Below are 14,257 nucleotides of genomic sequence, written 5' to 3' on the forward strand. Positions count from 1 at the left end.
GGTATATGCATGACACTGCATATAAGATTGGTGGGCTGGTCATGGGTACTTATCTGCCTTCGATCTCGTCGAAAATACTTGAGATCGGTGCGCAGAATATCAATGGCACGCTGCGAGATCATTCTCCGCGCAACGCCGAGTACGTCGGGCTGGATTTTGAGGCAGGTGTCGGGGTGGATATCGTCATCACCGGCACCAACGATTGGCAGGTGCCGGATGCGCATTTCGACCTAGTCATAGCTTCGTCGGTCTTTGAACACGACAATGCCTTCTGGCGCACCTTCATCGAAATGTGCCGGAAGGTAAAGCCGGGCGGTCATATCTATGTCAGCGCACCTTCTAACGGCTCGGTGCATCGTTATCCGAAGGATTATTGGCGTTTCTATCCGGATTCGGGGCTTGCATTGGAGGATTTGGCGCGCAGCGAAGGGTTCGATTTGATCCTCGTGGAAAGCTTTATCGCGGAGCGGGAAGCCGATTCATGGAACGATTTCTGCGCTGTGTTCCGTCGCGGGCCTTGTGACCTCGAGCTCAATCTGGATTTTGTCCACAACAAGGTGCGTTGTACCAATGCACTCAACTGGCGGTCGTCGCTGATCGTCAACGCGGCGGAAGAAAACGAGGACATGCGTCTTTTGCGCCAGGCGCGTAACGAAGTGGCGCATGCGGCAGAGCTCCAGCGTTCTTTTGAGGTTCGCCTTGCGGAACTCGCTGCCCAGAAAGCGGCGAGCGAAGCGCACTTGCACGTGCAGATCGGCGGTCTGACGCAGTTTGTTCAGGAGCGTGATCATCGTATCGAGGAGCAAGGCGCACAGTTGCGGGTACTGAACGAGGAGCTTGAGAAGGAGCGGGTCGACTCCGCCGCGTCGCTGCGATCCATTGAAGTCCAGCTTGCAGACTTCACTGCTCGGAGCGCTTCAAGTGAAGAGAATCTGCAGGAGCGAATCGAGGGGCTGATGAAGCTTGTCAGTGAACGTGACGAGCGACTTGCGGAACAGGATAGCCAGTTGCAGGCACTGACTGCCGAAATCGCCAGGGAGCGTGCGGATTTCGCCGCGTTGCAGCGGTCTCTCGAGTCTCAGCGTGTGGAGCTCGATACTCAGAGGGCAACGAATGAGGAGCGTTTGCGCAAGCAAATTAACGATCTGGTCCAACGGGTTCGGGAGCACGATCGGCAGCGCGACGAACAGGACAAGCAGTTGCAGGCGCTGACGACGGAGTTGGCGAAGGAGCGTGCCGGTACGGCTGTCCGACAAGGCACTTTCGAGGCCGCGCTTGCGGAGCTTGCTGTTCAAAAGGCAGCGAGCGACGGCCGTTTGCACGAGCGTTTTCGTGAAATCGGTGGACTGACACGGATTATTCAGGAGCGCGATCTGCATATCGAGGAATTGGGCAGGCAGTTGCAAGCCCTGACCTCGGAAATTGCAAAGGGGCACGCGGATTCTGCAGAGATGCAGCATGCTTTTGAGGGCCGACTGGCGGAACTAGGTGCCCAGAAAGCAAAGAGCGACGAGATGCAGCACGTTTTCGAGGCTCGGCTCTCCGAGCTTGCCGCTCAGAAAGCGGTGAGCGAAGACCGTTTGCACGAGCGTTTTCGCGAGATCGGCGGGCTGACACGACTCATTCAGGAGCGCGACCAACATATTTCGAGCATGGCCATGCAGATTGAATGGTTGTGCCGGGTCATTTCCGTTTTGACTAAAGGTTTTTCGACCTCCAGCAAGGCGCGAGCGCTCGCTTGGCTTCCGGCCTATTTCAGCCACAAGTGGCAGAAAGTCTCGCTGAAGAAGCAAGGGTTGTTCGATTCAGATGATTATGTTGCCACTTATCCCGATGTTCTGGAAGGTAGGGCGGATCCTCTGCGGCACTATATCAATCATGGCATTAAAGAAGGACGTATTGTAAAAAAGGGGCATGGCTGTGATTGAAGCTATCAATGAGAGTAAGGTAGCCGCTATTCGCGGGTGGAAGCATTTTGATGCCGAATGGTATCTGAGAGAATACCCGGACGTCAGCTGGATCGGTCTCGAGCCGGCTTACCACTATCTGTGGATCGGCGCGCAGATCGGAAGAAAGCCGTCAGCCAATTTTACTTATTTCGCGGAAAATTATTCCGGGATAAATGATCTGATTAAAAGAATCGAAGGCGGCGATTTTTCAGACCGACCCGATATCGAACATGTGCGTGCGCAGCCGGCGGAGTTCGTCGGTCCGGGCGGCATCGATGTGTCGGCAGTCCAGGGCATTTCTGTTGCGGTTCATGCGCATATGTACTATGCGGATCTGGCAGACGAGTTTGCTCAGTACCTAAGCCGGATTCCCTGTTCGTTCGACCTTTACGCCTCGACTGCAAATGAGGCCGCTCGCGAGTCTGTTGCGAAGGTTTTTGCGACCATCCCGAATGCCGCACGGGTCGATGTCCGTGTGGTGCCTAATATCGGTCGTGATATCGCTCCATTTGTTGTTGAATTCGGCAAAGAAATGGCGAAATACGATGTCATTTCGCATATCCAGACCAAGAAGTCGTTATATAACAACGGGAAAACGGACGGCTGGCGCGAGTATTTGCTGAATTCGCTTTTCGAGCAGCCTGAAAGGATCGCCTTGTTTTTGCGAGCGCTCAAGAGTGGTCGCTACGGCATGATCTATCCACAATGTTTCTACAATCTGCCTTATATGGCCAATACGTGGCTGGCCAATTCTGGCGTGGCGCGAGCATGGGCACCACGCTTCGGCGTGGAGAAACTCCCGGACGGTTATTTCGATTTTCCGGCCGGGTCGATGTTCTGGGCTTGCACCGAAGCGGTGAGACCCTTGTTGGAAGCGGGGCTGGAATGGAGCAATTTCCCGTCGGAACAGGGGCAGACCGACGGTACATTGGCTCATGGCATCGAACGCATGCTCGGCGTCATACCGACATCACGTAACTTCCAGCTTGGCGTCGTTCGTGATGCGCGCACACCGAGCTGGTCGCGCTGGCGGCTTAATCAGTATATTGATCGGCCCCTTGATCATCTGCACTCAGCGATCGCCAACGACGATGTGAAGGTCGTTGCGTTCGACATTTTCGACACACTGTTGACCCGACCATTTCTCGATGCCGACTACGTCAAGTGTCTGTTGGATGCCGAATACGCCCGGAACGGGATCGCTAGGTTCCGCGAGCTTCGCGTGCAGGCCGAAGGCCGGGCGAGAGAGGTCAAGGGGATTGATGTCGATATTCATGATATCTACGCCCAGCTTGCCGTCGATCAGCGTGGGGAGCGGAAATTCCTGACGCCTGAACGGGAAATTGAACTCGAGATCAATTCGGTTCGGCCGAGGCGTGAAGTTGCGGCTCTGCTGAAATTTGCCGCACAGAAGGGCAAGCGGGTCATCCTGGCCAGCGATATGTTCCTGACGCGGGTGGTCATTGAAGACATGCTGAAGCGCTGCGGCATCGACGGCTGGGATCACCTCTATTTGTCATCTGAAGTCGGTGTGCGCAAGGACAGTGGCAAGCTGTACGAGCACATTCTGGCTCAAGAGAAGATTGCACCGAACCAGATGGTGATGATCGGCGACAACGAGCGCTCGGATTTCCAGATCCCTGCGGACATGGGTATCAGGGCGATGCACGTCGTCAAGCCGATCAACATGATGCGAGCCATGCCGCAACTCAACGATCTGGTTCCGAACGCGGAAACGGCGCCGGCGGCTGACCAGTTCTTGTTCGGCACGCTTGCGTCGGAAAACTTCGGGCCGATCAGCTATCCCGATTTTTCGGCCGACGATATGTTCGGCTCGAGCGCGCGGTCGGTCGGCTACAGCCTGCTCGGTCCGATCGTGGTTGCCTTTTCGGAATGGCTGCGTGCCCAGGTGCGAGATAAAGAGCTGGACCGCCTGTACTTTCTGGCGCGCGAAGGCAAGTTCCTCAAGCAGGTCTTCGATTGCTGGCAAGACGGTCAAGAGAACGCAGTCCGCAGCGAATATCTGCTGATTTCTCGACGAGCGGTTACCGTGCCGTGCATTCGCACGGTCGAAGATATTTTCGACATCGCGGCGGCAAACAATTTCTATGGCGCATCCATGGCGATGTTCCTGGATGAGCGATTTGGTACCGTGCTGGATGATCGGCAATGGGCAGAATGCGAGCGGGCAAAGGTATGGTCGCGAAACGAACCCTTGACGATCATGGATCACGATATCGATCATATTCGTCCGTTCCTGCACTTCATCACGCCTCACATTCTCAAACAGGCGAGCATGGAGCGTGAAAACGCGCTGGATTATCTGCGCGACAAGGGGATCGATGCAGATGGCAAGGGGGCCGTGGTCGATGTCGGTTATGGCGCAACCATCCAGCGGCATCTGGTCAAGCTGCTCGACCAGCAAGTGCACGGTCTCTATCTGATGACCGATACGAAGGGGCTGGCACTGCAGACCAGCACCGGTGTCACGGTGGCGGGATGTTTCGCGGAAGGGGTGGAGCGGGCGCCTACTGCGCCGCTTATGTTCCTTAACAGCTTCTTGCTGGAAAAGATGCTGAGTGCGGATGACGAGCAGGTGATCCGCTATGCATCTTCCGATTCCGTCGAGTATCGCGAACCGGGCGACTACATCGATCAAGGGCGGGAATGCCGGCACGAACTGCAGCAGGGCGCCATGGATTTTGTCAAGGAAGCCGTCCGTTTCCGTGACGAGATGTCGGGGTCACTGCAAATCAGCAAGACGCGTTGCGAGGAATTGTTTTCGCGGTTTGTTGCAAGATTGTCCGGCAACGAAAAGCGGGTCTTTTCAGCACTTGCCCTCGATGATTTTTACTGTGGCCGAGGCATTGTGGCCGAGTAGGTTGGATATGTGATTGCAAGGAAGACAGGGTTCGATTTTGACGAATACATCGCAATCACGCAGGGAACATCAATTAATTGAAATGAATAAAGGTGGCTAGCATGTTGCTTATTACGGGGGGGGCCGGGTTCATCGGCGGAAACTTTGTTCTCGATTGGCTTGCCGGTTCAGATGAATCGATCGTCAATCTCGACAAGTTGACTTATGCAGGGAACCTGGACACGCTGAAATCGCTGGAAGGCGATGCGAGATACCATTTTGCCCGAGGCGACATCGGTGATCGTCAGCTTGTTGCAAAACTGCTTGCCGAACACCGGCCGCGTGCGGTGATCAATTTCGCGGCCGAGTCGCATGTCGATCGGTCGATTCATGGCCCGGGCGATTTCATCCAGACGAACATCGTCGGCACCTTCAATCTTCTCGAGTCGGTGCGCGCATACTGGTCGGATCTCGCGGAAGATGAGCGTCGCGCATTTCGATTCCTGCACGTTTCCACTGACGAAGTGTTCGGTACACTTGCGGAGAATGATCCGCCGTTCGCTGAAACCAACGCGTACGAGCCGAACAGCCCCTATTCGGCGAGCAAGGCCGCATCGGATCACCTAGTGCGCGCGTGGCACCATACGTACGGGCTGCCGGTGGTGACCACCAATTGCTCGAACAACTATGGTCCGTATCACTTCCCCGAGAAGCTGATCCCGCTGATCATCCTGAACGCGCTCGCAGGCAAGCCGCTGCCGATCTATGGTGATGGTCAGCAGATCCGTGACTGGCTTTATGTCAAGGATCACTGTTCGGCGATCCGTACGGTGCTGACGAATGGCGCGCTTGGCGAGACCTATAACGTCGGTGGCTGGAACGAAAAACCCAACATCGAGGTCGTGCGTACGATCTGCTCGATCCTTGATGAACTGCAGCCGCGCGGTGACGGCAAGTCGTATGCGGCGCAGATCAGTTTCGTTCAGGACCGACCGGGGCACGATCGCCGTTATGCAATCGATGCTCGCAAGCTCGAACGCGAGCTCGGCTGGAAGCCCGCCGAAACATTCGATTCCGGTATCCGAAAGACCGTCGAGTGGTACTTGACGAATCAGGCCTGGGTGAAGAACGTCACAAGCGGCCAGTATCGTACATGGATCGAACGCCAATACGGAGAGTGACAATGCCGCGCATCCTGATTACGGGTTCGAACGGGCAGGTCGGCTTCGAGTTGCGGCGCGCGCTTGCGCCGCTCGGACAGGTGATTGCGTTGACTCGCCGCGATGTGGATCTGGGCGATGCCGCCAGTGTCGTCGCAGCGCTGGATCGCCATCAACCTGACCTGATCGTCAATCCTGCCGCCTACACGGCAGTGGACAAGGCCGAGAGTGAGCCGGAGCAGGCGCGAGCGGTCAATGCAGCGGCGCCCGGCGTGATGGCCCGTTGGGGGGGCGAACGAAATGTACCGCTCGTCCACTACTCGACTGACTATGTGTTCGAAGGCGCTAGTGTAGCGCCGTATCGGGAGGACGCACCCGTCAATCCTCAATCGGTCTATGGGGCGACCAAATGCGAAGGCGAAGATGCGGTACGGCAAGCCTTTGCGCGGCACCTGATTCTTCGAACGAGCTGGGTCGTGGGTGCGCACGGTGGTAATTTCCTCAAGACGATCCTGCGCCTTGCTCGGGAACGCGCCGAGCTTCGCATCGTGGCCGATCAGACGGGCGCGCCCACTTCGGCTGCGCTGATCGCCGATGTAACCGCGCACCTCGTTGCCCGTTACTTCACGGACCGCGAACGCTTTGCGTTCGGGACATACAATCTCACAGCATCTGGCGAGACGAACTGGTGCGAGTACGCGCGTTACATCGTGGCGCTTGCGGAAGCGCAAGGCCTCGATCTGAAATTGCGCTCGACCAATATCGTACCGATTGCGACACACGAGTATCCACTTCCGGCAAAGCGACCGATGAACTCGCGACTCGATTGCAGCAAATTGATGTCGACGTTCGGAATATCGCTCCCTAATTGGCGTAATGGTGTTGATTACGTTTTCGAGCAACTGCACGACTGACACGAAAGAAGAACAAGCATGAAGCGCAAAGGCATTATTCTTGCCGGAGGGTCGGGTACCCGTCTTTATCCGGCGACACAGGCGGTCAGCAAGCAACTGCTGCCCATTTACGACAAGCCGATGATCTATTACCCGTTAAGCACACTGATGCTGGCGGGGATCCAGGATATTCTTATCATCTCGACACCCCAAGATACGCCGCGCTTCGAGCAGTTGCTGGGTGACGGATCGCAATGGGGGATACGTCTGCAGTACAAGGTGCAGCCCAGCCCGGACGGGCTTGCCCAGGCGTTCTTGTTGGGTGAATCCTTCATCGATGGCGACCCATCGGCGCTGATTCTCGGTGACAACATCTTCTATGGCCATGATCTCGGCGGCTTGTTGAAAGGGGCGGCCGATAAGACCTCGGGCGCTCAGGTCTTCGCCTATCATGTGCAGGATCCCGAAAGGTACGGCGTTGTCGAGTTCGATTCGACGGGCATAGCAATCAGCATCGAAGAAAAGCCCGAGGTTCCGAAATCGCATTACGCGGTGACCGGACTCTACTTCTACGACGAGAAGGTGGTGGAATTTGCGAAATCGTTGAAGCCGTCGCGGCGCGGGGAGCTGGAGATCACCGACCTGAACGCCCTGTACCTGAAGGATGGTTTGCTCAACGTACAGACTATGGGGCGCGGTTTTGCGTGGCTCGATACCGGTACGCACGATTCGATGCTCGAGGCGTCGCACTTCATCGCAACGATGGAGCACCGGCAAGGGCTGAAGATTGCGTGCATCGAAGAGATTGCGTATCGGTTCGACTATATTGACGCCGAACAGCTCGAACGTCTCGCGCAGCCGCTCAGCAAAAATGGCTATGGCCGCTACCTACAGACCATTCTGAAAGAAGGAAAGATCCAGTGAACGTAACAGTAACTGCCATTCCCGACGTAAAGATCTTCGAACCGAAAGTATTCGGTGATGCGCGTGGTTTCTTCTTCGAAAGCTTCAACCAGCGCGTATTCGAGGAGGCGATTGGGTATTCCGTCGAGTTTGTGCAGGACAATCATTCAAAATCCGCGAAGAACGTCGTTCGAGGCCTGCACTATCAGATCAGTCACGCGCAGGGTAAGCTGGTTCGGGTGGTGGCAGGGGCAGTGTTCGACGTCGCAGTCGATATTCGTCGCGCATCGCCGACGTTCGGGCAATGGGTCGGCGTGGTGTTGTCTGCGGAGAACAAGCGTCAGTTGTGGATTCCGGAAGGTTTTGCGCACGGCTTTGTTGTCATGTCCGACGCAGCAGAGTTCTTGTACAAGACCACAGATTACTGGTATCCGGATGCCGAACGAGCGATCCGCTGGGACGATCCGACGCTCGCGATCGAATGGCCCATCTCCGGTGAAGCGTTGGTGTCCGGCAAGGACGGGGCGGCGCCTGCTTTCAGCGATGCTGAGTACTTTTGAGTCGCTTCCCGCGCCAGTCCATGTTTGATCTCAATGCCCTGCGCCTGACATGGGGGATGCCATTCCTGGTTGATCAGCCCGATGCCGAAATGCGATCGTCGGACGATCGGTCGAGATCCCGGGCTTACCTAGTCAACGTCGAGTTGCTGCCAGGTTGGTATATGATCGAACTCCGTCCGAATGGCCAGGCCGCGCAGGTGCCAGCCCGGTTAAGGCTGCACGCCGGACCGTCGTCCGCAACACTCGCGATGGCGCTCGGCGCTCGGGAGGTGAGCAAGCGGCTCGTATACCTCCCGGCGCGCGGAAAGATCGAAATCGAAATCGATCTCGACGATAGAACCGTCGACGGAATCGAGATGTTTCGCCTTGCCAGGGTCACAACGCGGTTTGCGCGTTCGCGCCTCATGACCAAGCTCGAAGCGCTGCACCCAAGGTACAAGCCTTGCGGTGACGACTACGATTTGACTGAGGTTCGCGGCAGTCGAATCGAAATCGCGCAGGCTTGGCGCGATTACTGTCGACTGTTCGACGAATCGGACCTACTGGTCGGATACCCGGACTGGGTTCGTCACTTCGACACGCCGAGTGCCGACACATGCCAGGCCATGCAGGACAATCTGCGCCACTTTGCCGGTGGCCCGAGATTCGCGATTGGCGTGGAGGTATCCGACGCGCAATTGTCGCACTGGGAAATAGCCGTCCGTTCTGTCGTTACGCAGATCTACCCGCATTGGCAACTCCTGATTCTCGATTGCCGCTCTGGCTCGGATCGCGCTGAATTAATTCCGCGGGATCTTCGTGCCGACACGCGCATCCGGGTAATTGGAAATCATTCTCCAACCGAAGCTCACTCGACGCTTGATCGGGCGCTTGCGGAGAGCGGGAGTTGGGTCATGTTCCTGGGGGAGCATGACGTACTTCCGCTCCACGGTCTTTATGTCGTGGCCGATGCGATCAAGCGACGTCCCGATGTCGACCTGCTCTATTCGGACGAAGACTGCATCGACGTCGAAGGCGTTCGACACAGTCCGTGCTTCAAGAGCGACTGGGACGAGGATTGGATGCTCTCATCGGATCTGTTTACCGGTCTTGGCGTTTACCGGGCCGACATATTTGCGTCTTCCGGCGGGCGGGATCATCGCCACGGGGCCGCGTCGCGTTACGACATGACGCTGCGCTGCGTTGCCCGTACCAGTCGGGACAAGATCCTGCACATTCCGCGCGTGCTTTATCACGCTCGTGTCGAACCCGAATCGATTCAGGATCCGGGCGCCGAACGCGATGCACGCGATGCGAGCAGGCTGGCGGTCGTACGTCACCTCGAGCGGGCCGGTGTTCGGGCAACGGTCTCATCGACGGAATACGGCCATCACGTGCGGTATCCCGTTCCGGAACAGGCGCCGCTCGTCACGCTCATCATTCCCACCCGTAACGGATTCTCGCTGCTGAGCCGTTGCGTCGATTCGATTCTCGCGAAAACACAGTACCCTGCCTTTGAAATCATCATCGTCGACAACGGGTCGGATGACCCGGACACGCTCGACTATATGGTGCGGCTTTCAATCGATCATCGTGTTCGCATCCTCCGGGACGATCGTCCGTTCAATTACTCCGCACTCAACAATCGCGCGGTCGATATCGCGCGAGGGGAGTTCGTTGCGCTTGTCAACAACGATGTCGAAATCATCGATGACGACTGGCTCGACGAAGTAATGGGGCACGCGCTGCGTCCGGAGGTCGGTACCGTCGGCGTCAAGCTGCTCTATTCGAACGGAACTGTCCAGCATGCGGGTGTCATCGTCGGGCTCAGCGGCTGTGCCGATCATCTGCTTCGGGGGGTGGGGCGCGACGAGCCGGGATATCAGGCACGCGCAGTTACGACACAGTCCCTGTCCGCGGTAACTGGTGCATGTCTCGTCGTCCGGCGATCCCTGTATCGGCAACTGGGTGGATTGAACGAGCGCGATCTCGCGGTTGCATTCAACGACGTCGATTTTTGCCTGCGCGTTCGGCAGGCGGGGTATAAGGTGCTGTGGACGCCGCACGCCGTGCTGTATCACCACGAATCCGCAACGCGAGGCCGGGACGATACCGCCGAGAAGATCGCCCGGGCCGCTCGGGAGATTGATTACATGCGGCATCATTGGCACGACGTGATCGTGAACGACCCGGCATATAACCCGAACTTGTCTCTTGATCGATTCGATTGTCAACTGGCGTGGCCGCCACGTGTGATCTCGCTCCGGCGTCTCGCGCTCCATGCGCCCGGCGCAACGTCATCCTGACTGCGGATCGCTGGCCAGAGATTTGTCGAAGCTTGCTTCGGGCTGGTTCGCATCGTGTTCGACCGTTCTCGTACCGGGTGGGCGGGCGAGTAGTGCTTCCGTATGTCGAGCGAGCCGTGCGAGATTCAGACCTCGCTGACAGCCCGTGAGCGCGCTCGCTTTTCGGCCGGCAATCATATCGGCGGGGCCGGAACCGCCTCTTGCCACAACTTGTCACGCCACCGATCCAGATTCATCCATTTTTCGAGCAATATGAAAGATTTCCCCCTGTCGATAGTTCGTCGCACCGTTCGATTCAAGGTCAATCCGGTCCGGGATCTGGCCTTGTCGGGGACGACGTCCTTCGATTGGACGTCGACGGGAGATAATCCCGCTTTTGATCTGGAATCGGAGTGCAGGAACGCAGTTGTTCCAACAGGCTGGGTATATGTCGAGTCCAGAATGATCCGGCGTGGAGCGAATCTGGTGGCTCGGCTCCAAGTGGATGCAGGGGCGGGCTTTTCGGATACGGAGTCCTTTTTCATCCCCGCGACTCGATCGGGGAATATCAAGCACATCATCAAGATTCCGTCTGAGGCGCGACGTTTGCGTCTGGTTCCCATGCGAGGCGAAGGTGTCGTTCGACTGGAGTTCTTGCAGATAACTGAAATATCTAGTGTAGAAAGAGTCGCCAGGATGGCCGAGTGGGTCATTGGCGATTTGCTGAAATTCAGGAATACCGGCCGGGCAAGAAAGCACAATATCACCTGGGGGCGCTTGCTGACCGATCTGCGCAAGGTGTATGAGGATTGCGCGAGATTACGATTTCATTCGGTGCCGTTGGGCTACGACTCGTACGTGAGGAAATTCGATACGCTGCTCCCATCCGATGTTGCTTCCATCCGGCAGCATATCGGCTCGTTCGCGAAGCAGCCACTGATTTCAATTCTGATTCCGGTTTGTGGGGCTTCGGTCGAATTTCTTGAATTCGCTATCGAGTCGGTTTTCGGGCAAATTTATGAAAACTGGGAGTTGTGCGTCGCCGTTGACGAAGGTGTTGATTCGAAAGTCACTTCGTATTTGAACGCGGTTTCTGAAAAAGACGAGCGGATAAATATCGTTTTCCTGGCGGCGGCCGGACGTGTTTCGAGCGTAACGAATGGTGCTCTGGAATTGGCGAGCGGGGAATTTATTGCGATTCTCGGTGAAAATGATGCTATTTCTCCTCATGCATTGTATTTCGTTGCCCTGAAAGTCAATGAAATTGATGGTCTGAATATTGTGTACTCCGATAAGGATGAGATCGACGAAAGTAACGTCCGGGGAAATGTGTGCTTCAAGAGCTCATGGAATCCGGATTTATTTTTTTCCCATGACATAATTTCTCATCTGGCCGCCTATAGAGCTTCTCTCGTACGTAAGATAGGTGGACTTCGAGCCGAATTTGAGGGCGGACAGGACTACGATCTCGCGCTCAGATGCGTGAAGAAAAGCACGTCGTCCCAAATTTGTCACATTCCACGTGTGCTCTATCATTCCCGTCGATGTAACAATTCAGAATCGGTCGATTCGAATGCCGAGCAGCATGACGATGCTGCGAAGGAACGGGCGCTTATGGATTTTTTCAAGGATCAGCCCGGGGTGCGTGTTTCCCGAGGAAATCTGACTGGAACCTGCCGGGTGCAATATCCGGTTCCTGAACCCATGCCTAAGGTCACTGTAATCATACCGACCCGGGATGGCGGCCAGGTACTAAAGAAGTGCGTCCACAGTGTAATTCATGGGACTGCCTACGCGAATTTGGAAATAATTGTCGTCGACAATCAAAGTAAGAATCGGGAGACGATCGATTATCTGCAATCGCTATCGCTACGAAGCAATGTGACAGTACTAAGGTATGATTTTCCTTTCAATTATTCTTCGATAAACAACTTTGCTGCGAAACATGCTACCGGAGACGTACTGTGCTTTCTGAATGACGATGTGGAAGCGATCCGGTCGGATTGGCTCAACGAGATGGTCTCGCATTCGTTGCGGCCAGACATTGGCGCCGTGGGGGCGAAGCTTCTCTATGCCGATGGATTCATTCAGCATGCGGGGGTCGTGATGGGGATCGGGGGGTTCGCCAGCCATGGGCACCGGCTATATCCTTCTATGCACCCGGGCTACGCAGGAAGAGCGGTTCTCGTCCAGAACTTCTCGGCGGTCACGGCAGCGTGCTTGGTTATGCGCCGGGATGTATTTCATGCTGTTGGTGAATTTGATGAAGAAAATCTGCCGGTTGCGTTTAATGATGTGGACCTGTGTCTTCGTGTACGAGAGGCGGGTTACCGAATAGTATGGACGCCTTATGCAATATTGTACCATTACGAATCCTACAGTCGAGGAGATGATCAAATGTCTCCCGAGAAGCGCGCAAGATTTAATCGGGAAAAGAAGTTTATGATTTCCCGGTGGCGTACTGATCAGTTAAATGATCCGTACTACAATCAAAATTTGACTCTCGATCGAGAGGATTTTACTATTGCCGATTTCCCGAGGCTGTATGAGCCTTGGTGCGCTTGAGCGGCATGAATTATTTGATGCCGGTTGAGTGTGTCCGCCTAGAAGCATGCGGCGTTTCAGAATTGTGGTGAATCTGGCTGTTGTGTGATCCTTCCGGGTGTCCCTATGAGAATCAAGTAACACAGAAGGAATATTCATGGACGTTAAAAAGCGCTTGCTTCCAGGCATTCCAATAATCGAGTCGCCGCTTTTCGATACCGAGATTGTCCAAGCTGAGTTGATGCCTGGTGAGCGTGAGATCGCCGTTGCGCTGAACCGTAACGGCTATGCGGTGATCGATTTCCCGGATCCGGACCTTGATGCACGGATTGCGCGTATTCGGGAGCGCCTGACCCCGTTGTTTGCTGACACGGGATTGAGCGAGGATGGGGTGTTCCACGAGGCTGGTCGCATTCAGGACGCGTGGATAAGCGATCCGGATGTGAAAGCGATTGCCACCAACCCTCAGATACGGGATTTACTCGGGCGCCTGTATGGCCGAGTTGCATTTCCATTCCAGACGCTCAATTTTCGGGTTGGTACGCAACAAAAGCTGCATACCGATGCGGTACACTTCTCGTCGATTCCGCAGCGATTCATGTGCGGGGTGTGGGTCGCACTGGAAGATATCGCGGCGGAAGCGGGGCCGCTGCAGCTCGTCCCCGGATCGCACAATTGGCCGATGATCGATAATGCAATGGTTGGTCGGCGAGGATTCGGGGTACCCAGCGAATCGGCGCAATTACCGTATCAGAAAATCTGGGATGCCATGGTGGAAGCGAAGGGGGCGGACATTAAGACATTCCAGGCGCGTAAGGGACAAGCGCTGATCTGGTGTGCGAATCTGCTGCACGGCGGGAGTCATCAAATCGATCCAGCTATGTCCCGCTGGTCACAGGTGACGCACTATTTCTTCGACCATTGTGTCTACTACACACCTGCATTTTCCGACGAATACCTGGGTCGCCTGCAACTCCGTAATCTGGTCAGCATCGTTGACGGTGCACAAAAGCGTAATTCCTATCTCGGTGAAGAGGTCGTACCGTCTGCCGCGGGTGCGCGCAAGTCGCGAACCCTGACAGGAAGATTGCGCAAGTGGATGGGTTCCTCTTGAACTTGCCTAT

Annotated in this window: 9 protein-coding genes; all 9 read left to right on the top strand. The window is 55.8% G+C overall.

Annotation, left to right across the window (positions count from 1 at the left end; translation table 11 throughout):
- Positions 1-5 precede the first annotated feature (5 nt).
- Positions 6-1,928, top strand: coding sequence for a methyltransferase domain-containing protein (locus tag CFB45_RS03735; RefSeq protein ID WP_089424576.1), 1,923 nt, complete (start codon positions 6-8; stop codon positions 1,926-1,928).
- Positions 1,915-4,830 carry a rhamnan synthesis F family protein gene (locus tag CFB45_RS03740; protein WP_089424577.1) on the top strand — a complete coding sequence of 972 codons (2,916 nt, stop codon included), beginning with the start codon at positions 1,915-1,917 and terminating at the stop codon, positions 4,828-4,830. Before CFB45_RS03735 ends, CFB45_RS03740 begins: the two co-directional genes overlap by 14 nt.
- Before the next feature lie 101 nt (positions 4,831-4,931).
- A complete protein-coding gene (rfbB, locus tag CFB45_RS03745; protein WP_089424578.1) occupies positions 4,932-5,990 on the top strand; it encodes a dTDP-glucose 4,6-dehydratase in 1,059 nt (352 codons plus the stop codon).
- A gap of 2 nt (positions 5,991-5,992) precedes the next feature.
- Complete coding sequence (gene rfbD / locus CFB45_RS03750; protein ID WP_179255037.1) at positions 5,993-6,883, top strand: dTDP-4-dehydrorhamnose reductase; 891 nt, start codon at positions 5,993-5,995, stop codon at positions 6,881-6,883.
- Positions 6,884-6,901: 18 nt separating this feature from the next.
- The gene (gene rfbA, locus CFB45_RS03755; RefSeq protein WP_089424580.1) at positions 6,902-7,786 is read left to right on the top strand and encodes a glucose-1-phosphate thymidylyltransferase RfbA; all 885 of its coding nucleotides are present in this window, start codon (positions 6,902-6,904) and stop codon (positions 7,784-7,786) included.
- Positions 7,783-8,325, top strand: a complete 543-nt coding sequence (gene rfbC / locus CFB45_RS03760) for a dTDP-4-dehydrorhamnose 3,5-epimerase (RefSeq protein ID WP_089424581.1) — start codon at positions 7,783-7,785, stop codon at positions 8,323-8,325. Before rfbA ends, rfbC begins: the two co-directional genes overlap by 4 nt.
- 20 nt (positions 8,326-8,345) lie before the next feature.
- Complete coding sequence (locus CFB45_RS03765) at positions 8,346-10,610, top strand: glycosyltransferase family 2 protein (protein ID WP_089424582.1); 2,265 nt, start codon at positions 8,346-8,348, stop codon at positions 10,608-10,610.
- Between the two features lie 102 nt (positions 10,611-10,712).
- On the top strand, positions 10,713-13,154 hold the full coding sequence (locus CFB45_RS03770; protein WP_256978110.1) for a glycosyltransferase family 2 protein: 2,442 nt from the start codon (positions 10,713-10,715) through the stop codon (positions 13,152-13,154).
- Between the two features lie 136 nt (positions 13,155-13,290).
- Positions 13,291-14,247 (top strand): phytanoyl-CoA dioxygenase family protein, encoded by a 957-nt coding sequence (locus tag CFB45_RS03775; protein ID WP_218828866.1) that lies wholly within the window; start codon positions 13,291-13,293, stop codon positions 14,245-14,247.
- Positions 14,248-14,257 lie beyond the last annotated feature (10 nt).

The sequence above is a fragment of the Burkholderia sp. HI2500 genome (assembly GCF_002223055.1).
In the GTDB taxonomy this organism is placed as follows: Bacteria; Pseudomonadota; Gammaproteobacteria; order Burkholderiales; family Burkholderiaceae; genus Burkholderia.